This window comes from Pseudarthrobacter sp. MOO14 (assembly GCF_058267675.1).
Genome location: NZ_CM177849.1, coordinates 4,122,440 through 4,142,629 on the forward strand (window position 1 = coordinate 4,122,440; position 20,190 = coordinate 4,142,629).

The window sequence follows — 20,190 nt, forward strand, 5'->3', positions numbered from 1 at the left end:
ACTAGGTGTATTGACCACGGACGTTAGTGACGCCCGGCGTGGTTTGGTGACATGAAGAAGACCTCCGGGTGGAGTGGGGCTTGTCTAGAGTCCTTTTTCCACACACGGAGGTCTTCGTGTCCCACCCTAATGCTTTCCTCACTCCTCGTGGCCGGTTGCAGCTCGCGCAGTGTGTTGTTGATCAGTGCTGGAGCCTACGCCGTGCCGCGGAGCGGTTTCAGGTTTCGGTCCCGACTGCTGAACGTTGGGCGAAGCGCTATCGCCAGGAGGGACCCGAAGGAATGGTGGACCGTTCGAGTCGGCCACATTCCTCGCCCCGCAGGACTGCTACGCGTACCGAACGGAGGATCATCGCCGTGCGTGTGAACCGCCGGTGGGGCCCTGCCAGGATCGGCTATCTGCTGGGTCTGCACCCCTCGACCGTCCACCGGGTACTGTCCCGCTACCGGCTGGCGAAACTAACCTGGCTCGATCGCGGCACAGGACGAGTGATCCGCCGCTATGAACACGACAGGCCGGGGGATTTGGTCCACGTGGACATCAAGAAGCTGGGCCGGATCCCCGATGGCGGCGGACATCGAGTTGTGGGCAGGACCGCTGGTTGGAAGAACAAGACCGGCACCAAGGCCAACCGCCGGCCCGGCTACCACTACCTCCACAATGCCGTGGATGACCACTCACGACTGGCTTACACCGAGATCCTCACTGACGAAACCAAGGAAACGGCAGCAGGCTTCTGGGTGCGGGCAAACGCCTGGTTCAAAGAACACGGAGTTACCGTCCAACGTGTTCTGACTGACAACGGGAACTGCTACCGGTCCTATGCTTTCGCCGAAGCGCTGGGTCCGAATATCAAACACAAACGCACCCGCCCCTACAGACCACAAACCAACGGCAAAGTCGAACGGTTCAACCGCACCATGCTTGAGGAATGGGCCTACATCCGCCCCTACCGCTCAGAAGCCGAGCGAGTTGCTGCTTTCCCCGACTGGCTCCATGCTTACAATCACCATCGAGCCCACACTGCACTCAAAGGTAAGACACCGGCCAGCCGCGTCATCAACCTCTCAGGTCAATACAACTAGGCGACAAGGTACGCAGCGTGGCAACCTTGGTCCGTGAGTAATGTAGAAAACCTGGTGGGCGAGTGGTTGCCGCTGCCCGACGTCGCACGTTTGTTGGATGTTTCCGTCACGAAGGTCCATGGCCTGATTGACGACCATGCTTTGGCCGCGGTGCGGGTTGGGGAGCGGAAGATCCGTTCGGTTCCCGCAGAATTCATCCAGGATGGCCAGGTAGTGGACAGCCTCAAAGGCACCATTGTGGTGCTCTCCGATGCAGGTTATTCGGATGAAGACCTCATTGTGTGGCTGTTTACCGCCGATGAATCATTGCGCGGCCGCCCTATTGATGCATTGCGGGAAGGTCGCAAGACGGAAATCAGGCGCAGGGCCCAAACTCTCGCCTGGTAAATTGCCGCTTTAGGAGGCTCGGCTGACGGTTGCTTCAGCCAGCCTCCGCAGGGCGGTCTTGGGCAGGTCTTCCAGTTCGAGTTCCTCGAGGGCATCAAATGCCGCGGCACCGAATTCCCCGATCAGGACCTCCGTAGCCTGCAGCGCGCCGGAATCCTCGATGATCCGCCTGATGTCGAGGATGTCCGCCTCGGAAAGATCGGGGCTGCCGAGGCTGGCGTCGATAAAGGCCGACTCCGCGGGTGATGCCTGGTCCAGGGCCAGTGCCACCAGGACCGTGCGCTTGCCCTCCCTTAAATCGTCCCCCGCGGGCTTGCCCGTGGTCAGCGGATCGCCGAATACCCCCAGGACGTCGTCGCGGAGCTGGAATGCTTCGCCGAGCGGCAGGGCGAACGCCGAGTAGCCGCGGAGCAGCTCGTTGGACGCTCCAGCCAAGGCTCCGCCCAGTGCCAGCGGATGTTCGGTGGAGTACTTGGCGCTCTTGAACCGGATGATGGACTGGGCCCTGCCGACCGCTCCGGCGCGGTCCCGGACTGGCCCTGCCACTTCCTCTAGGATGTCCAGGTACTGTCCGGCCATTACCTCGGCGCGCATGAGGTTGAAGATCAGCCGTGCCCTGCTGCCTGAGGCTGCACGCTCGCCGATGTCGGTGAACGCTTCCTCGCTGAAGGACAGGCAAAGGTCGCCGGCAAGGATGGCTGCTGCCTGGCCGAAGCGTTCGCCGTCCAGGGCCCAGCCCTGCGCGGTATGCAGCTGGCTGAAACGCCGGTGCACGCTGGGACCGCCACGCCGGGTGTCCGAACGGTCGATGATGTCATCGTGGATCAGGGCAGCGGCCTGGAACAGTTCAAGGGCGGCACCTGCCGTCACAACCTGGCTGGCTCCGGCCTCCCCGCCGGCGCCGCGCCAGCCCCAGTAGCACATGAGCGCCCGCAGGCGCTTGCCGCCGGTGACCAGGTTCGAGATGGAGCCCATGATGGGCTCGATGTCCGGCGAGATGCCGGACATGATGGACTGTCGCTGGGTCAGGAAGCCGGTCAGTTCGCCGGCCACTCCCGCCACGAAGTCTGCCTGTTCATTCCTCAGCTGCTCCGCGGCCGTCACTTGGCCGACTCAGCTGCGACGTTCGCGCCGATCGTGAACGTGGAAACGCCGGAAGCCTCCACCACCGCGAGGTTCACGGTCTCATTGTCGCCACGGACGAAGTCCTTGGAAGCAACCCCGCCCACGGTATCGCCCGGCACCGCCTTGAAGCCCTGGCCTTCGAGGGCCTTGGTGTAGAAGTCGATGACGGCGCTGGTGGGAGCCGATACCGTGCCCACCAGTGCGGCCGCTGCCGGGGTGGATGCCTTGTCAAAGCTGCTGGACACCACCGTGGCCCCGGTCATCAGGGGAAGAAGCTGCTGGGGAAATCCTTCGACGACGGCGCCGACCGTTGCCGACGTGTTGGGGGATGCCGACGGGCTGGGCGAGGCCGTGAGGGTGGACTGCGTGGCGGCAATGGAAGCGGTCTGGGAGGACTCTGCCTGGCCTGACGGGGCTTGGCTGCACGCGGCAAGGGCGAGGACCCCGACGGCGGCAAGCGCGGCCAGGCCAGCTGGCTTGAAGTTTCCAATAACCGTCACAGAGACTTTCCTCCTGGTGTTGTGGGCGGAATCAGCCTCCAGTTTAGCCAGCCTCCGGAGGGGGCGGCGCAAACCGATAGGATTGCAGCCGTGGTGCCCGCAGGTATGAACCAGCCAGCCGCCGCGCCCCTTCCGGGCCGCCGGCGTTCCTGCATCATGCATGTGGACATGGATGCCTTCTTTGTCTCTGTCGAACTCCGTACCCGCCCCGAACTCCGCGGCAAGCCCGTGATCGTTGGGTTCCCGGGGGAACGGTCCGTGGTCCTGTCGGGTTCCTATGAAGCCCGGGCTTTTGGAGTGAAGTCTGCGATGCCCATGGCCGTGGCGATGCGGATGTGCCCGCAGGCCGTGGTGATTGAACCCCGGCACAAGCTCTACTACGAGGTCTCCGGGCAGCTGATGGCGATTTTCGAATCCATCACCGGGCTCGTGGAGCCGTTGAGTGTTGACGAAGCCTTCCTTGACGTCACCGGTGCGCTGCGCCGGCTGGGGCCGCCCCGGGGGATCGGGGAGCTGATCCGGCGCAGGGTGGCCTCGGAGCTGGGGATCACCGCCTCGGTGGGGATAGCGGAAACGAAGTTCGTGGCCAAGATCGCCTCCACCCGGTGCAAGCCCGACGGGCTCCTGATGATTGGGCCCGACGAAACCGTTCCGTACCTCCACAGCCTCCCGGTTGGCGCACTGTGGGGCGTCGGCGCCAAGACGGGTGAGGCGCTGGCGAACATGGGCATCAAGACCGTGGCCGACGTCGCGGCAACCCCGGTCTCCTCGCTAAAGAAGGTCCTCGGCGCCGCCGGGGAACACGTGCACCAGCTCGCCTGGGGCATTGACCCCCGTCCCGTGACCCCGGTGCGGCTGGAAAAGAGCATCGGGGCGGAAGAGACGTTCGCCGTGGATACGGCCGACGACGCGCTCCTGAGGCGGGAACTGCTCCGGCTGTCCCACCGGACGGCGACGCGGCTGCGCAGCTCGGGCATGGTGGCGCGGACCGTAGCCTTGAAGCTCCGGTTTGCAGACTTCTCCACCATCACCCGCAGCAGGACGGTCCACACCCCGGTCGACAGCGCCCAGCTGATCTATGCGGTGGTACTCCAGCTGTTGGAGTCCCTTGGAACCAGGGCAATGACCGTGCGGCTCGTGGGGGTCCGGGCCGAACAGCTTGAGGAAGCGGCGCGGACCTCGCTGCAGCTGAGCATCGACCGCAGGGATGAGAACTGGCGGGCCGCCGAGCAGGCGCTGGACGAGGTAACGCGCAGGTTTGGCAGCAAGTCTGTCCTGCCCGCACGCCTGATGGAGCCGGACATCCCTTCAGGGGACGGAGCGGCAGGTCCGGCCTGACCGCCGAAGTCATTGCCGTCTTTCAGATCAGGCCTCAACAATCTATCCTTGGATATACATAGTTTTCGAGTGAATGGACTTACTGCCGGACCCTCTTGGACATGCTCCCGCCCCCGCGACTGCATGTAAGGTTCCCGTCTTGGCCGCCGCCGGCCGGACGGGAACTTTCCAGCTACAGCAGACGTTCTAGGGGTCAGAAGTAGTGGCTGGGATCAGCCCGGACGTTGGCCTACAAAAGGAGGTCGTGATGCCGCTGTCGGAGCACGAACAGAAGCTGCTTGAGCAGCTTGAGAAGCAGCTTCACGAGGACGATCCGAAGTTCGCGAACTCGATGGGTTCGGACCCCGGGCGGTCATGGTCCACGAGGCACGTGGTCATCGGAGTCCTGTGCGCGCTTGCCGGCGTCTTCCTGTTACTGGTTGGCGTAACCCTGCAGAACATTTTCGTCGGCGTCCTGGGCTTTGTGGTCATGGGCGGCGGAGTATATTTTGCCACCATGCGCAGTTCCCGGGGCCGCCCTGGTTCCAAGGCCGGAACGGGAAAGGCCGGCAAGCCCCGGAGTTCCTTCATGAGCAGCCTCGAGGAACGATGGGACGAGCGCCGCAGGGGAGAGTCCTGAGCGGCCTCCCGGCTAAGCCGCCCCGCCCCTCCATTTCGCTCCCCTGACGTCGGGGAATCGCACGTAAAGGCCCGCTTCGGCGGGCCTTTCCTTGTTTAACCGGCGGGTGGCCGCCTCATGGTCCCGAGTGGGCCGGTTTTGGGTAAAAGTCCTCCACTTTCCACCACCAGGGCATTTTCCGCATCTTTTCAGGGGTGACATCCCATAAACGCCGCGCTGGAAAGGCCGTTTTGCGTTGACTGTGGTGGAAAGTGGAGTAATGTGGAGGACATAAGAGGGTGGTTGCAACACAGGGGATGTGCAGTTCCTGACGGCGGACAGGCGGTGGGCCAGTGTTTTTGGGCACTCACTCGCCACGTCTGGATGAAAAGGGACGGATCATTCTCCCCGCAAAGTTCCGGGAGGAGCTTGCCAGCGGGCTGGTGCTCACAAGGGGCCAGGAACGTTGCATCTACGTCTTCAGCGAGAAGGAATTTGCACGGGTCCACGAGCAGATGCGGGAGGCGCCAATCTCCTCCAAGCAAGCACGTGACTACATCCGCGTTTTTCTCTCTGGAGCCTCGGACGAGGTACCTGACAAGCAGGGGCGCGTGACCATTCCACCAGCGCTCCGGGAGTATGCAGGACTCGGAAGGGAACTTGCCGTGATCGGCGCCGGTACCCGCGCCGAGATCTGGGACGCCCAGGCTTGGAATGAATACCTTGCGGAGAAGGAAACCGCCTTCTCCGAAACTGACGATCCCATTCCTGGCATTCTCTGAATCCGGAACGGGCAGCAGGTGGCTTCTTGGATGAGATCTCCAGCCGGCCCATCGGCTGCCAACCTGGCTCAACTTCCCCTGAGCCAGGCGGGCAGGACGGTAGGCGCGGATGGGGATCTGGTCCCAGAAGCAGAAGGTGACAACGACGGCGGGAAAGGACCAGGCATGACAGATGAACCGAAGCCCACGTCCGAACGCCATGTGCCGGTCCTTCGGGACCGGTGCATCAATTTGTTGGCACCGGGATTTGAAGCTGCGAGGCTGCGGGGCCAGACTCCTATAGCCGTCGACGCGACCCTGGGCATGGGCGGTCACTCAGAGGCGATGCTCCAGCGGTTTCCCGACCTCCACCTCATCGGGATCGACCGCGACGAAGAAGCGCTGGCCCTCGCGGGGGAGCGGCTGGCGCCTTTTGCGGCGCGCACCGACCTCGTCCACGCCGTCTATGACGAAATCCCGGAGGTGCTGGCAGACCTCGGCGTAGCCGAAGTACACGGGATCCTCATGGACCTGGGGGTCTCCTCCCTGCAGCTGGATGAGCGTGAGCGCGGCTTCGCGTACTCCTTCGACGCACCCCTGGACATGCGGATGGACACCAGCCGGGGCCAAACGGCGGCGGATGTTGTTAACACCTACAGCGAAGCGGACCTGGTCAGGATCATCCGCAAATGGGGCGAGGAAAAGTTTGCAGGACGCATAGCAAACCGGATTGTCGCCGCCCGCGCCGTCAAGGAGTTCACCACCACCGGCGAGCTCGTGGAACAGATCCGCTCGGTTGTCCCTGCCTCGGCCGCGAAGTCGGGCGGACATCCCGCCAAGCGGACGTTCCAGGCGTTGCGGATCGAGGTCAACGAGGAACTGGACGTCCTGGAACGGGCCGTACCTGCCGCCGTCGACTCCCTGGCCATGGGCGGGCGCATCGTGGTGATGTCCTACCACTCCCTGGAAGACAAGATCGTCAAGGGCGTGTTCCAGGCGCGGTCCAAGTCATCGGCTCCCCTCGGCTTCCCGGTGGAGCTGGAAGAGCACAAGCCCGAGCTGAAAACCCTCACCAAGGGCACCGAGGTGCCCACCGCCGTCGAAATCGCCGAAAACCCGCGCGCTGCCTCCGCCAGGCTTCGTGCCGCAGAACGAATCAGAGCCAGGAGAGCTGCATGAGCACCGCCGCCGTCAAGAACTTTCCCGTCGTTTCCGGCAGCTCGGCGCCCGCCAGCAGGCCCGCGGGCCGGCCTGACGAAGTTCGCAAGGGACGGACCCCGCTCTCCGTGGTCCGCACGGCCCCGCGCAAGCGCCGGGCCCCGTTCGTCGTGATGTGCTTCGCCATGCTGGCCGTCGCGCTGGTGGCAGTGCTCGTCCTTAACATTTCGGTCTCCACGGCCCAGTACCAGCTCGTTGAGCTCCGGGCCAAACAGAGCTCCTTGACCAAGGCAAACCAGGACCTCACCCAGCAGGTGCAGAACTTCGAGGCACCGCAGAACCTGGCCGCCAAGGCAACTGAACTGGGCATGGTGGCCTCCACGGTCAAAGGCCAGATCGACTTGTCCACATTGTCCGTGACCGGAAAGGCGACGCCCGCGGTCAAGGGCGCACCGGCAGGGGCAGTCATCCCGTCGCCGGCTGTGGCGGGCCAGCTCATCGTGCCCCCGGCGGCCAATGACGCAACGGCAGGCAAGGCGACGCCGCCGGACGCCGGCAGGACGTCCTCGGCCCCGGCAGCGGAGGCGGCCCAGGCCGCGGCACAGGCACAAGCCGCCGCGCAGGCCGCAGCAGCGGCCGCTGCCGCGGCTCCGGCGCCTGAACTGCACGGCGGCTCCATCCCGGCGCCGCAGCAGAAGGTCCCCGGACAGTAAGTCGCCAGGCAGGACAAGCAGCAGGTCGAACAGCAAGGAATATCACGGTGGCGCAAACGACCGGCAAAGCCGGAAAAGGCAAGGCACCCAACGCCACGAAGCGCTTGCGCCTGGGGCTGGGAATCATGCTCACCCTCCTGCTGGTGGTGGGCGGGAAGTTGTTCCTGGTCCAGGGACTCGACGTCGGCGGCATGGCGGAAGCAGCCCTGAACAGCCGGATGACCTCGGCGATCCTGCCGGCCGAACGCGGCAGCATCCTGGACTCCCGCGGCACCGTGCTCGCCAACAGCGTGATCCGCTACAACATCGTGGTGGACCAGCGCGTCAACACCAAGACAGACTCCTACAAGCGGTACGAACCGCAGGCTGACGGCCACGACAAACTGGTGGACATCAGCCGCGACCAGGCAATTTCGGAACTCGCTGCAGCCCTCGGAATGGACACCGCCGCTGTCCGGGACGCCGTGACCGGCCAGCAGCCCTATTACATCGTGGCCAAGGACGTGAAACCCGACGTCGAGGACCGCATCTCCAAGCTCCAGGTCCCGGGCATTGTTGCCGAGGGCGTCAGCAAGCGCGTCTACCCCAACGGCGCGGTTGCGGGCGGCGTGGTGGGATTCCTGCAGGACGGCACCACCGGCCAGGCCGGCATCGAGCAGACACAGGACGACAAGCTGAAGGGCACGGACGGCAAGCGGCTGTTCGAGATCGGCGCGGACGGACTGCGCATCCCCGTGGGCCTCGACCAGCTGACACCGCCCCAGAATGGCAAGGACGTCAAGCTCACCCTCAACTCCGACCTCCAGTACTTCGCCCAGCAGGCCATCCAGAGCCAAGCGGACAAGCTCAGTGCCGAATGGGGCGTCATCATCGTGATGGATGCCAAAACCGGCAACCTCCTTGCCCTGGCGGACACCAACGCACCCGATCCCAATAACCCGGGGCTGGTGGCCGCGAAGGACCGCGGCACACGTTCAGTGACCGCGGCCTACGAGCCCGGATCAGTGGAAAAGATGATGACCGCGGCGGCGGTCATCGATGAAGGGCTGGCAAGCCCGCTGGACAAGTTCACCATTCCGCCGACGTACACCGTGGACGGCCAGACCTTCAGTGACGCCTTCACCCACGGGACAGAGGAACGGACCCTGGCCGGCATCATCGGGTATTCCATGAACACCGGAACCGTCATGGCCGGCCAGCGGCTCAGCAAGGAACAGCGCTACGACTGGCTGAAGAAATTCGGCATCGGCGAAGCGCCCGACATCGGACTGCCCGCAACGGCAGCGGGCATCCTGTCGCCGGCTGACCAGTGGGACGGACGCCAGCAGTACACCGTCCTGTTTGGACAGGGCGTTTCCCAGTCCACGCTCCAGACCGTCCGCGCCTACCAGAGCATCGCCAACAACGGTGTCATGCTGCAGCCGCGGCTGATCGATTCCTACATTTCCCCCGACGGCACGGAAGAGAAGGTCCCGGCCCAACCCTCGCGCCAGGTGGTTTCGGGAAGCACCGCGCAGCAGGTCAAGGACATCCTGGAGAGCGCCGTCACAGAAGGCGAGATCAAGGACGCCGGTATCGACGGCTACCGGGTGGGCGCCAAGACCGGCACGTCGGAATCCCCGTGTGACGACGGCAAATCAGGCTACTGCGGCTACACGGCCTCCATCGTTGGAATGGCGCCGATGGATGATCCGCGGTTTATTGTGGAGGTGGTGCTCCAGCGGCCGAAGGGCAGCATCTACGGCATCACCAACGGGCCGGTCTTCCGGTCCGTCATGAGCCAGACGCTGCGGACCTACAACGTACAGCCTTCAACCGGAGCGCCGGCCAGGTTGCCCCAGTACGCGAAGTAGCCGCTGCGCCACGCTGGAAACACCAGCAGCATCCAGCGCATCACAGTGCCCGGCGCGAACCATGGCGGGCACGCACTAGCACCATCGGAGATCCCCTTGTCAGAGTTCACGACGCCCGGCGGCGACGCTGCCCGGGATGAAAACCCGGCCCGCTTCCGGCCTTCTGCCGTAGCGCCCGTTCCGCTGGCCGCCGTCGGCAATGCCCTGGGAGTAACGGTTCCCGCTCCGGCCGCCGAGGTGCAGGTCAGCGGCATCTCCATCAACTCCCGCACCGTGGAGCCCGGCGACCTGTATGTGGCACTGCCCGGGGCAAGCCGGCACGGCGCGGACTTCGCCACGGACGCCATCGAAGCCGGTGCGGCCGCAGTGCTGACAGACGACGCCGGCGCCCGGCTCCTTGCCCTTGCCGCGGACACGCCCGTCCCGGTGCTGGTGGTGGACAGCCCGCGGAACGAGGTGGGGCCCCTCTCCGCGTTGATCTACCGGAGCCAGTCCGCGGCTGGCCGTCCGCTGCAGCTTTTTGGGGTTACCGGAACCAACGGGAAGACCACCACCACCTACTTCATCACCTCGCTCCTGCGGGCCCTTGGACGGCAGGCGGGCCTGATCGGCACCATCGAAATCCAGGCCGGGGGAGAACCTGTTCCCAGCCTCCTCACCACTCCTGAATCACCCGAGGTCCACGGATTGCTGGCGCTCATGCATGAGCGCGGGCTCGACGCCGCAGCCATGGAAGTGTCCTCCCACGCCATCTCCTACCAGCGGGTGGACGGGCTGCTCTTCGACGTCGCCGGATTCACGAACCTCACCCAGGACCACCTGGACCTGCACGGAACCATGGACGGCTACTTCGCCACGAAGGCGGACCTGTTCACCCCCGCGCGCGCCCGGAAGGCCGTGGTGACGGTCGACGACGAGTGGGGCCGCCGGCTGGCCGGCGATGCCCAGATGCCGGTCACCACGCTCAGCACCGGCGGCCATACGCCCGCCGACTGGCGCGTGACATCGACGTCGCCGCGCGGGCTCGGAACCGACGTCACCCTCACGGGGCCGGCAGGGGCCGTCCTGAACCTCCACACCGGGCTGCCGGGCAGCTTCAACGTTGCCAACGCGGCCCTTGCCGCACTGATGGTCCTTGCCTCCGGCGTGGACGCCGCAGACCTCCAAGCCGCACTGGACAGTGCCGACCCTTTTACCGTCGAAGTCCCGGGCCGCATGCAGCTGGTCTCCGACCGGCCCGCCGCCGTCGTCGACTTTGCCCACAACACCGACGCACTGGCGCGGGCACTGGAAGCGGTCCGCTCACCCGAGCCCGGCTCACGGCTGATCGTGGTGTTCGGCGCCACGGGGCAGCGGGACCAAGGCAAGCGTCCGGCCATGGGCGCCATTGCCGCGCGACTCGCTGACACCGTGATCATCACCGATGACGACCCGCACGACGAAGATGCCGCGGCCATCCGCGCGGACGTGCTGGCGGGGGCCCGGGAGGCCGTGCAGAATGAAGCGCTTGAAACAGAGCTGCTGGAAGTCTTCCCGCGGGCGGAGGCCATCCGCCGAGCCGCAGAACTCGCACGCCCGCAGGACACCCTTCTTGTCGCAGGCCGCGGCCACGAGGTCTGGCAGGAGGTAAAAGGCGTCAACCTCGCCCTGGACGACCGGGTGGAACTCCGCAGCGCCTTGACAGCCAGGGGATTCAACGTTCTCCATGACGACCGGATAGAGTCCTAGACCGAGATGATTGCATTTACTGCGGCGGAAATCGCCGAAATCACCAACGGGCGCCTGGACGCCGATCCCGGAATTACGCCCCTTTCGGTGGTGACGGATTCACGCGAAGCCACGCAGGGTTCGCTTTACGTCGCGAAGCCGGGCGAACAGGCCGACGGCCACGATTTCGTGGACGCCGCCTTTGCTGCCGGGGCCATTTTGGCCCTCGTTGAACGCCCGGTCGCTGCGCCGGACGGCCGGGGCTACCCGACAGTCCTGGTTGCCGATGCCGTCCTCGCCATGGGCGCCCTCGCCGCCGAAGCAGTCCGACGGATCCGCGCCGCTCGCTCGGCAGCAGGTGACCAGCTGACGGTCGTTGGCATCACCGGTTCAGCGGGTAAGACCACCACCAAGGACCTCCTGGCCGGCATACTCTCCACCCAGGGGGCAACCGTAGCGCCACAGGGTTCCTACAACGGTGAGGTTGGCGTCCCGCTGACAGTGTTCCGGGCCGGAACCGGCACCCGCTACCTGGTCATTGAAATGGGTGCCACGGGGATTGGACACATCCGCTACCTGGCGGAGATGGTCAAACCCGACATCGGAGTTGTGCTCGCCGTAGGAACGGCCCACGCAGGCGAATTCGGGGGAGTGGATAACATCGCCCGGGCCAAGGGCGAGATGGTTGAAGGACTCACCAGTGCGGGCACCGCGATCATCAACCTCGACGACGAACGCGTGGCTGCGATGCGCAGCCGGACCTCCGCGACGGTCCTCGGGTTCTCCGCGGAAGGCCGCCCGGATGCCGTGGTGCAGGCGCTGAATGCCGACACGAACGCTGAGGGCTGCCCGGAATTCGATCTCCAGTTGCCGGACGGCGAAGCGCCACGGCACGTCCGCAGCCGGCTCATCGGCGCCCACCACGTGGGTAACCTGCTGGCGGCAGCCTCAGCTGCGTGTGCCGCAGGGGTGCCGGGGGACCGCATCGCTGAATCACTGAGCCAGCAGGCCGCCGCGAGCCGCTGGCGGATGGAACGCACCGAACGCCCGGACGGCGTCACGATCATCAACGACGCTTACAACGCCAACCCTGAATCAATGCGTGCCGCCTTGCGCACCCTGGCCGACCTTGGCCGGGGCCGCCGGACCTGGGCGGTCCTGGGCGCCATGCTGGAACTTGGCGAAGATTCCATTCGCGAGCACACCGCGGTGGGCACCCAGGTGGTACGGCTCAACATCTCCAGGTTGCTGGTGGTTGGCCGCGAAGCCCGTGCACTCTACGTTTCCGCCGTCCAGGAAGGATCCTGGGGCGACGAATGCCTCTTCGCCGAAACCGCCGAAGAGGCCTACCAGATCCTTGACGCCGAACTGCAGCCAGGGGACCTGGTGCTGTTCAAGTCGTCCAACAGCGTTGGGCTTCGCCATTTGGGCGATCGGATAGCATTACCCCCATCCCCGACACCTGCCGATGAAAGGAGCACTCTGCTGTGATTGCTCTCCTGATCGGTGCGGGCCTCGCCCTGCTGTGCGCCCTCGTCGGCACCCCCTTGTTCATCCGGCTGCTGGTCCGCCGCGGCTATGGCCAATTCATCCGGGACGACGGCCCCACCTCGCACCACACCAAACGCGGCACGCCCACCATGGGTGGCACCGTCGTCGTTGCCGCGGTCCTGCTCAGCTATGGGCTCACCCACCTCATCATGCTGATGATGAACCCCGACTCGCCCGGTCCCTCCGCCTCTGCCCTGATCCTGCTGTTCCTGATGGTGGGCATGGGCCTGGTGGGATTCCTGGACGACTTCATCAAGATCTCCCGGCAGCGGAGCCTTGGTTTGAACGCGAAGGCCAAGCTGATCCTCCAGGCGGCCGTAGGCATCATCTTCGCCATCCTGGCGCTGAACTTTCCCAACGACGCCGGGCTCACGCCGGCGTCCACCAAGATTTCCCTGGTCCGGGACCTGCCATGGCTGGACCTCGCCTTCGGCGGGACTGTCCTGGGGGCGATCCTGTTCGTCATTTGGTCCAACCTGATCGTCACGGCGGCCACCAACGGCGTCAACCTCACCGACGGCCTGGATGGCCTGGCCGCCGGCGCCTCCATCATGGTGTTCGGTGCATATACGCTGATGGGCATATGGCAGAGCAACCAGGCCTGCGGGTCGCCCCGGGAAGCCGGAAGCGGCTGCTACCTGGTCCGGGATCCTCTGGATCTGGCACTGCTTGCCGCCATACTGAGTGCAGCACTGGTGGGATTCCTCTGGTGGAACACCTCGCCGGCCAAGATCTTCATGGGCGACACCGGCTCGCTGGCCATCGGTGGAGCGGTGGCCGGATTCGCCATCCTGTCCAGGACGGAACTGCTCCTGGGGATCGTTGGCGGCCTCTTCGTCCTGATCACCCTGTCAGTCATCATCCAGGTGGGCTACTTCAAAGCCACGGGCGGAAAGCGAGTGTTCAAAATGGCGCCGCTGCAGCACCACTTCGAACTGAAGGGGTGGGCCGAGGTCACCGTTGTGGTCCGGTTCTGGATCCTGGGCGGCCTCTTCGTCGCCGTGGGCCTGGGCATCTTCTACGCTGAATGGGTTGTACTGCTGTGACCGTTTCCCCCCGCCTGGCCAACCTCGTCTCCTGGGACTCCGATTGGGCCGGCCTGCGTGTTGCCGTCACCGGCATCGGCGTCTCCGGGTTCGCAGCGGCAGACACCCTGATCGAACTTGGCGCACGCGTCGTGGTGGTGGATGCCGCCACCAGCGACACAGCGCGGGCCCACGCCGACACCCTGAGAATCGTGGGTGCGGCCGACGTCCTGCTCGGTGCGGAAGCCGTCAACCATGTTCCGCTGATCGACGGCGAACTCCCTGAACTTATCGTCACCTCACCAGGCTGGCGCCCGGACCAGGCCCTCCTCGCCGCTGCGGCCCGTGCGCACATCCCCGTGTGGGGAGACGTCGAGCTCGCCTGGCGGGTCCGGATCAGGGAAGGCCGCAAGACTGCCGACTGGCTGGCGATTACGGGAACAAACGGCAAGACCACCACGGTCGGCCTGACGGAATCGATGCTCCGGGCTGCCGGGCTCAAGGCCATCGCCGTGGGCAATGTCGGGACACCCATCCTCGATGCCCTTCGCGATCCGGTTGACTACGACGTTTTCGCCGTCGAGCTCTCCAGCTTCCAGCTGCATTGGGCCGAATCGCTCTCCCCGGTGGCCAGCGTGTGCCTCAACGTGGCCGAGGACCACGTTGACTGGCACGGCTCCTATGACTCGTACCTGGCGGACAAGGCCAAGGTTTACGAACACACCCAGAAGGCCTGCATCTATAACGCCGAGCAGATTGAAACCGAACGCATGGTGGAAAACGCCGACGTCGTTGAGGGCTGCCGTGCAGTGGGCTTCACCACGGTCACGCCCGCCGTCAGCATGCTCGGAGTGGTGGAAGGGCTGCTCGTGGACCGGGCGTTCATTGAAGAACGCCGCGACAGTGCAGCGGAACTTGCCTCCATGGCCGATCTCGGTCCGCTGGCACCGCGCCACATGGTGGCCAATGCCCTCGCCGCCGCGGGCCTGGTCCGTGCCTACGGGGTTGAGGCCAAGGCTGTCCGCCAAGGCATCCTCGACTATGTGCCGGGGGACCACCGCATCCAGCCGGTGGCTCGCATGAACGGCGTCCTCTGGGTCAACGACTCGAAAGCCACCAACCCGCATGCCGCGTCGGCATCCCTCTCCGCCTTCACCAAGGTGGTGTGGATAGCCGGTGGGCTCTCAAAGGGCGTCAGCTACGACGACCTTGTCAGGCAGCACGCCGCCCGGCTCAAAGCGGTGGTCCTGATCGGAACAGACACGGGCCCGCTGCGTGAGGCCCTCCAGCGACACGCGCCGGATGTCCCGGTCATCGAGCCGGACGCGGGCGACACTGAAGAGGTGGAGACTGCTTCGGCGCCCGGTGCCACACCGGCCGGTTCCCCAGCCAACGGACAACTGGTGATGACCCGGGCCGTCGCGTCAGCAGCCCGGCTCGCCGAATCAGGCGACACCGTGCTGATGGCTCCGGCAGCGGCCTCCATGGATCAGTTCTCTTCCTACGCTCACCGTGGTGGTACATTCATCGACGCTGTCCGCGAGCTGGTGGAAGGGCAGGCCCAGACCGGCGAGGAGTAACAATGGTCAGCACGCCCACCCGGCCGCCGGGCAGCAAGTCGCGCCCCGGTTCCACAGCCAAGGACGCGCGGCCGCCGGCTTCAGCCCGGATGAGACTGCAGGCACTGCACCACAAGTTCTGGTCCGCCCTGGAGGGTACCGGAACCTCCAGGAACGGCTCTACCTACTACCTGATCCTCGGAGCCACCCTTGCGCTGACCGCCATCGGCATCATGATGGTCCTCTCCGCTTCCAGCGTCGAATCGATCGCAGCCGGCAAATCCCCCTATGGGGACGCCATGAAGCAGGGCGTTTTCGCGGCGATCGGTATCTTCACCATGTTCGTCCTTTCGCGCATCAACGTCGTGTGGCTCAAGCGGCTGGCATGGCCCGCCGTCGGTGCCGCCGTGCTGCTGCTGGGGCTGGTCCAGGTAGTCGGCTCGGAGATCAACGGCAACAGGAACTGGATCGACGTCGGCGGCATCACCTTCCAGCCCTCGGAAGCGGCAAAGCTGGCCCTTGCCCTCTGGATGGCCACCGTCCTGGCCATGAAGGGCAGGCTGCTCAGCCGGTGGCAGCACGTGTTGGTTCCGGCGGTCCCCATGGCCGCGGTCGTCATCGTCCTGATCCTGGTGGGCAACGACCTCGGCACGGCCATGATCATCATGATGATCGTGGCCGCGGCCCTCTTCTTCGCGGGCGTACCGCTCTATCTGTTCGGGATCGCGGGCATCATCGCCGCCGCCGGTACCGCCTTCATGGCCGTCACCAGTTCCAACCGGATGTGCCGGATTACCTCCTGGTGGACCGGGCAGTCCTGCGCCGACGGCATCGACGCCAACTACCAGGCAACCAACGGCCTCTACGGCCTCGCCTCCGGAGGCTGGCTCGGCGTGGGCCTGGGCCAGAGCCGGCAAAAGTACAGCTGGATCCCCGAGGCCCACAACGACTTCATCTTCGCCATCATCGGCGAGGAACTCGGCTTGGTGGGGACCGTCGTCGTACTGGTCCTGTTCGCCATCCTGGGCGCCGCGATCTACCGCGTCGTGGTGGCACAGGAGGACATGTTCCACCGCGTCCTGGCCGGCACCATCATGGTCTGGCTGCTGGGGCAGGCCACCGTCAATATGTCCGTGGTCACCGGGCTGATGCCCGTCATCGGCGTGCCGCTGCCGTTCATTTCCTACGGCGGCTCGGCCCTGCTGATGTCACTGTGCGCCATCGGCGTGGTTCTTTCCCTTGCCCGGGAACAAATGGCCCCAGCCATCCGGCCCAAACGGATGCTCAAGCTCAAGGCCCGGAAAGACCGCCACAAGAGCCAACCCAAGAATTCCAGAAAGCGTGCTTAACCTCAGATGACACCTGCCACACCCTCTATCGTCCTGGCCGGCGGCGGAACCGCCGGCCATATCAGCCCGCTGCTCGCCATCGCCGCGGCGCTCCGGAGCGAAGCGCCGGGGGCGGACATCCTTGCCGTCGGAACACCCTCGGGGATGGAAACGCGGCTGGTGCCGGCGGCCGGCGTCCAACTGGCCACGATCGACCGCGTGCCCTTCCCGCGGAAACCGTCAGCGGACCTGTTGCGCCTGCCCGGCAGGCTGGCCGGCGCCGTCCGCCAGGCCGGGGCCATCCTGGACCGGGCGCACGCTGATGTTCTGGTGGGAGTGGGAGGGTATGTCTGCACCCCCATGTACCTGGCCGCCCGAAAGCGCCGCATTCCCGTGGTGATCCACGAGGCCAACGCGCGCCCGGGACTGGCCAACCGGGTCGGGGCATTCCTCAACGGCAGGGTGGCCGTGGCGTTCGAAGGCACCCCGTTCCGGAACGCCGTCCACGTGGGAATGCCCATGCGGAAGGAAATCTCCGGGCTGGACCGCAAAGCTGCCCGGACTGCGGCCAGGGCAGCCCTGGGGCTTGATCCCCAGCAGCCCACGTTGATTGTGACGGGCGGTTCCTCCGGGGCGCAAAGCATCAACCGGACCATCGCCGCCGCCGTGGGCCGGCTTGCCGACGCGGGCATCCAGACGCTGCACGTCACCGGCCGCGGCAAGACCGTGCTGGACGGGGCCGGCCAACCCCTCACCGCAGCGGGGTACCGGCAGGTGGAATACATTGACGGCATGGAGCTCGCCTACGCCGCGGCGGACCTCCTGCTGGCACGCTCGGGCGCCGCCACCGTCTGCGAGGTAGCCGCCGTGGGCGTTCCCGCCGTCCTGGTACCGCTGCCCATCGGCAACGGTGAACAGGCCCTCAACGCCGCCGGCCTGGTGGCCGCAGGCGGCGCGCTGCTGGTGGCCGACCGTGATTTCACGCCCGACTGGGTGGAACGCGAACTGATCCCCCTGGTCACCGACAAGGCCCGGCTCGCGGCCATGGAAGCCAAGTCCTACCGGCTCGGTATCCGAAACGCCGACCAGCGGATGGCTGGTCTCGTCCTGGAAGCGGTATCCGCATGAACCCCCACACCAACGCAGGCACGGACATCCTCGGCAAGGTGCACTTCATCGGCATCGGGGGAGTGGGCATGTCCGCCGTGGCACGGATCATGGTGGCCCGCGGCGTCCCGGTCAGCGGATCCGATGCCAAGGACCTGCCCGTCATGTCGGACCTCGCGGCGGCAGGTGCCCGCATCGCGGTCGGGTACGACGCGGAGAACCTGGGGGACGCGGAGACGGTGGTGGCCGGATCGGCCATCAGGGACGATAATCCGGAACTGGCTGCCGCGAGGCAGGCAGGGCTGCCAGTCCTGCACCGCTCCGAGGCCCTCGCCGCCACCATGGGGGATGACGCCGTGGTGACGGTGGCGGGAACGCATGGAAAATCCACCACGACCTCCATGATCACCGTATTGCTGCGGGCCGCCGGGCTGGACCCCTCCTTCGCCGTGGGGGCCAACATTCCGGCGCTTGGCGTCAATGCCGCCCACGGGACATCGGGCATCTTCGTGGCGGAGGCCGACGAATCCGATGGCTCCTTCCTCAATTACCGGCCACGGATCGCCGTCGTCACCAACGTCGAGCCCGACCACCTCGACTACTACGGCACAGCCGAAGCCGTCTACGAGTCCTTCGACCGGTTCACCGCCCTGCTGCCCCCTGACGGGCTCCTCATTGCCTGTGCTGACGACGCCGGGGCGCTGGCCCTCGCGGAAAGGACCAAGGCCCGCGGCGCCACGCGGGTGGTCCTGTACGGCACGAACGAAGCCGCGGACGTTCGGTTGCTCGACGACGGTCCTGGCCGCGTCGCCGTGGCAAACCCCGCCGGGCAGTTTCCGCTGGCCTTGCAGGTTCCCGGCCGGCACAACGCACTCAACGCCGCGGCGGCGTTTGCCGTGGCCCTGGAGCTGGGGTTGGAGCCGGCGGCCGCCGCAGCCGGCCTTGCCAGCTTCTCGGGAGCGTCCCGCCGCTTCGAACTGAAGGGCACGGCGAGGGGGGTTCGCGTCTTCGACGACTACGCCCACCATCCCACGGAAGTCCGCGCTGCCCTTGCCGCGGCCCGCTCCGTCGCCGGAGACCACAAGGTGCACGTCCTGTTCCAGCCGCACCTGTTCTCCCGGACCCGGGAGTTCGCCGCCGAATTCGCCGATGCCCTGAACCTGGCAGACACCGCCCTGGTCCTGGACATCTACCCTGCCAGGGAGGACCCCATTCCGGGCATCACCAGCCAGCTCATCGCCGACCACCTCACCGGGGGAGGCCGGCTGGTAGCCGCCGATGACGCCGTCGCCACCCTGGCGGCAGCTGCTGGGGACGGCGACGTCGTCCTCACTGTCGGTGCCGGCGACGTCACGGCCTACGGTCCCCGGATCGTGGAGGCGCTCCATGCCTAGCTCGCGCCGGCCCACCTACGCACCTCCGAAGGGAAGCAATCGTGCCGACACCACGGCGGGCACCGCTTCCCGGAAAGACCCGGCGAACGGGGCGCCCCGTGCCACCGGTGGGGAGGTCATCACCGCCTCCCGCGGCATCCAGGACCCGGCCCCGGAACAATCGGCGACAGCGCAGAAACCCGCCGGCGCGACGGTCCTGGCGTTCCCGGAGCCCAAAGCCAAACGACGCCGGAAGAGATTCCTCATTGCCCTCGGAACCGTGTTGGTGCTGGTGGCAGGCATCCTGGCCGGTGCCATCTATTCACCCGTCCTCGCCCTGCAGACGATCTCGGTCAGCGGCACCCGGATCCTGACGCCCGCCCAGGTCCAGGCGGCCCTGGAGCCGCTCCGCGGCAAGCCGCTGCCACAGATCAGTGAAGACGACGTACGCGGCCTTCTCGGGCCCCTGGTCCAGGTCAAGTCCGTCTCGGTCGAGGCACGGCCGCCTTCCACGCTCGCCATTTCCGTGCATGAGCGGGTTCCGGTAGCCCTGGTCAAGCAGGGGGAGCAGTACCAGCTGGTGGACGTCGACGGCGTCCAGCTGGGTACCACGGCCGACCCGGCATCGGCCTCGCTGCCGGTGATTGACGGCGGTGCCGGAGCGATCGGCCAGGACCTGTTCCGTGCCACGGCGGCAGTCCTGGGTGCATTGCCCGCGGACGTGCTGGCCAAGCTGTCCAACGCCTCAGCCCAGTCCGTGGATGCCGTGGAGCTGAAGCTTGTGGACGGCCAGACGATCGTGTGGGGCAACGCGTCGGAGAAGGAACTCAAGGCCAAGGTGCTGGCCGCGCTCCTGAAGGTTCCGGCGGATCCGAAGAACCCCGTCAGGGTCTACGATGTCAGTGTGCCCCGGCACCCCGTGACGCGCTGAGCGCTTTCTTTCCCCGTATTAATCCGACACGCGGACCCGGTCATTGAATGTCGGAACCAGAGGAAATACCGTCACAGACATGAGTTACTTG

The 20,190-nt window shown here is 66.0% G+C and carries 18 protein-coding genes; 16 read left to right on the forward strand and 2 right to left on the reverse strand.

The window, feature by feature from the left end; translation table 11 throughout:
• Window positions 1-116 precede the first annotated feature (116 nt).
• Together AC4EEV_RS18975 and AC4EEV_RS18980 are read left to right on the forward strand one after the other, a co-directional pair.
• Complete coding sequence (locus AC4EEV_RS18975; protein WP_491329719.1) at window positions 117-1,085, forward strand: IS481 family transposase; 969 nt, start codon at window positions 117-119, stop codon at window positions 1,083-1,085.
• A gap of 33 nt (window positions 1,086-1,118) precedes the next feature.
• Window positions 1,119-1,472: an Rv2175c family DNA-binding protein gene (locus tag AC4EEV_RS18980; protein ID WP_026265088.1), complete on the forward strand. Its 354-nt coding sequence runs from the start codon at window positions 1,119-1,121 to the stop codon at window positions 1,470-1,472.
• A gap of 9 nt (window positions 1,473-1,481) precedes the next feature.
• Here the strand turns inward: AC4EEV_RS18980 and AC4EEV_RS18985 are convergent, their stop codons facing one another.
• On the reverse strand, window positions 1,482-2,576 hold the full coding sequence (locus AC4EEV_RS18985; protein ID WP_109864331.1) for a polyprenyl synthetase family protein: 1,095 nt from the start codon (window positions 2,574-2,576) through the stop codon (window positions 1,482-1,484).
• Entirely contained in the window at window positions 2,573-3,097 is a 525-nt protein-coding gene (locus tag AC4EEV_RS18990) for a hypothetical protein (protein ID WP_109864330.1), read from the reverse strand. Before AC4EEV_RS18990 ends, AC4EEV_RS18985 begins: the two co-directional genes overlap by 4 nt.
• 105 nt (window positions 3,098-3,202) lie before the next feature.
• On the opposite strand from AC4EEV_RS18990, the gene dinB reads away from it, so the two are divergent.
• The 14 genes from dinB to AC4EEV_RS19060 all read left to right on the forward strand — a co-directional run bounded on the left by dinB (window position 3,203) and on the right by AC4EEV_RS19060 (window position 20,099).
• Entirely contained in the window at window positions 3,203-4,435 is a 1,233-nt protein-coding gene (gene dinB / locus AC4EEV_RS18995) for a DNA polymerase IV (RefSeq protein ID WP_491329720.1), read from the forward strand.
• A gap of 247 nt (window positions 4,436-4,682) precedes the next feature.
• Window positions 4,683-5,054: an SCO2097 family morphological protein gene (locus tag AC4EEV_RS19000; RefSeq protein ID WP_018763544.1), complete on the forward strand. Its 372-nt coding sequence runs from the start codon at window positions 4,683-4,685 to the stop codon at window positions 5,052-5,054.
• Between the two features lie 332 nt (window positions 5,055-5,386).
• The gene (gene mraZ / locus AC4EEV_RS19005) at window positions 5,387-5,815 is read left to right on the forward strand and encodes a division/cell wall cluster transcriptional repressor MraZ (RefSeq protein WP_018763545.1); all 429 of its coding nucleotides are present in this window, start codon (window positions 5,387-5,389) and stop codon (window positions 5,813-5,815) included.
• A 165-nt stretch (window positions 5,816-5,980) separates the two neighbouring features.
• On the forward strand, window positions 5,981-6,973 hold the full coding sequence (gene rsmH / locus AC4EEV_RS19010; protein WP_018763546.1) for a 16S rRNA (cytosine(1402)-N(4))-methyltransferase RsmH: 993 nt from the start codon (window positions 5,981-5,983) through the stop codon (window positions 6,971-6,973).
• The gene (gene ftsL / locus AC4EEV_RS19015; RefSeq protein ID WP_109864328.1) at window positions 6,970-7,665 is read left to right on the forward strand and encodes a cell division protein FtsL; all 696 of its coding nucleotides are present in this window, start codon (window positions 6,970-6,972) and stop codon (window positions 7,663-7,665) included. Before rsmH ends, ftsL begins: the two co-directional genes overlap by 4 nt.
• A gap of 47 nt (window positions 7,666-7,712) precedes the next feature.
• Window positions 7,713-9,518 carry a peptidoglycan D,D-transpeptidase FtsI family protein gene (locus AC4EEV_RS19020; RefSeq protein ID WP_018763548.1) on the forward strand — a complete coding sequence of 602 codons (1,806 nt, stop codon included), beginning with the start codon at window positions 7,713-7,715 and terminating at the stop codon, window positions 9,516-9,518.
• A gap of 96 nt (window positions 9,519-9,614) precedes the next feature.
• Entirely contained in the window at window positions 9,615-11,246 is a 1,632-nt protein-coding gene (locus AC4EEV_RS19025) for a UDP-N-acetylmuramoyl-L-alanyl-D-glutamate--2,6-diaminopimelate ligase (protein WP_491329721.1), read from the forward strand.
• Window positions 11,247-11,252: 6 nt separating this feature from the next.
• Window positions 11,253-12,716: a UDP-N-acetylmuramoyl-tripeptide--D-alanyl-D-alanine ligase gene (locus tag AC4EEV_RS19030; RefSeq protein ID WP_018763550.1), complete on the forward strand. Its 1,464-nt coding sequence runs from the start codon at window positions 11,253-11,255 to the stop codon at window positions 12,714-12,716.
• Window positions 12,713-13,822 (forward strand): phospho-N-acetylmuramoyl-pentapeptide-transferase, encoded by a 1,110-nt coding sequence (gene mraY / locus AC4EEV_RS19035; protein WP_018763551.1) that lies wholly within the window; start codon window positions 12,713-12,715, stop codon window positions 13,820-13,822. The genes AC4EEV_RS19030 and mraY overlap by 4 nt, the downstream gene beginning before the upstream one ends.
• Window positions 13,804-15,381 (forward strand): UDP-N-acetylmuramoyl-L-alanine--D-glutamate ligase, encoded by a 1,578-nt coding sequence (gene murD, locus AC4EEV_RS19040; RefSeq protein ID WP_491329722.1) that lies wholly within the window; start codon window positions 13,804-13,806, stop codon window positions 15,379-15,381. Before mraY ends, murD begins: the two co-directional genes overlap by 19 nt.
• Before the next feature lie 2 nt (window positions 15,382-15,383).
• On the forward strand, window positions 15,384-16,709 hold the full coding sequence (gene ftsW, locus AC4EEV_RS19045; RefSeq protein ID WP_491329723.1) for a putative lipid II flippase FtsW: 1,326 nt from the start codon (window positions 15,384-15,386) through the stop codon (window positions 16,707-16,709).
• A gap of 6 nt (window positions 16,710-16,715) precedes the next feature.
• A complete protein-coding gene (gene murG / locus AC4EEV_RS19050) occupies window positions 16,716-17,816 on the forward strand; it encodes an undecaprenyldiphospho-muramoylpentapeptide beta-N-acetylglucosaminyltransferase (RefSeq protein ID WP_491329724.1) in 1,101 nt (366 codons plus the stop codon).
• The gene (gene murC / locus AC4EEV_RS19055) at window positions 17,813-19,189 is read left to right on the forward strand and encodes a UDP-N-acetylmuramate--L-alanine ligase (protein ID WP_491329725.1); all 1,377 of its coding nucleotides are present in this window, start codon (window positions 17,813-17,815) and stop codon (window positions 19,187-19,189) included. Before murG ends, murC begins: the two co-directional genes overlap by 4 nt.
• Window positions 19,182-20,099, forward strand: a complete 918-nt coding sequence (locus AC4EEV_RS19060) for a cell division protein FtsQ/DivIB (protein WP_491329726.1) — start codon at window positions 19,182-19,184, stop codon at window positions 20,097-20,099. The genes murC and AC4EEV_RS19060 overlap by 8 nt, the downstream gene beginning before the upstream one ends.
• Window positions 20,100-20,190 lie beyond the last annotated feature (91 nt).

What these genes read in the sequence shown, in the direction of transcription:
- AC4EEV_RS19000 (WP_018763544.1), top strand. Translation starts at nt 4,683, where the DNA reads ATGCCGCTGTCGGAGCACGAACAGAAGCTGCTTGAGCAGCTTGAGAAG.
- murG (WP_491329724.1), top strand. Translation starts at nt 16,716, where the DNA reads ATGACACCTGCCACACCCTCTATCGTCCTGGCCGGCGGCGGAACCGCC.
- dinB (WP_491329720.1), top strand. Translation starts at nt 3,203, where the DNA reads ATGAACCAGCCAGCCGCCGCGCCCCTTCCGGGCCGCCGGCGTTCCTGC.
- ftsW (WP_491329723.1), top strand. Translation starts at nt 15,384, where the DNA reads ATGGTCAGCACGCCCACCCGGCCGCCGGGCAGCAAGTCGCGCCCCGGT.
- murC (WP_491329725.1), top strand. Translation starts at nt 17,813, where the DNA reads ATGAACCCCCACACCAACGCAGGCACGGACATCCTCGGCAAGGTGCAC.
- rsmH (WP_018763546.1), top strand. Translation starts at nt 5,981, where the DNA reads ATGACAGATGAACCGAAGCCCACGTCCGAACGCCATGTGCCGGTCCTT.
- AC4EEV_RS19030 (WP_018763550.1), top strand. Translation starts at nt 11,253, where the DNA reads ATGATTGCATTTACTGCGGCGGAAATCGCCGAAATCACCAACGGGCGC.
- AC4EEV_RS19060 (WP_491329726.1), top strand. Translation starts at nt 19,182, where the DNA reads ATGCCTAGCTCGCGCCGGCCCACCTACGCACCTCCGAAGGGAAGCAAT.
- ftsL (WP_109864328.1), top strand. Translation starts at nt 6,970, where the DNA reads ATGAGCACCGCCGCCGTCAAGAACTTTCCCGTCGTTTCCGGCAGCTCG.
- murD (WP_491329722.1), top strand. Translation starts at nt 13,804, where the DNA reads ATGGGTTGTACTGCTGTGACCGTTTCCCCCCGCCTGGCCAACCTCGTC.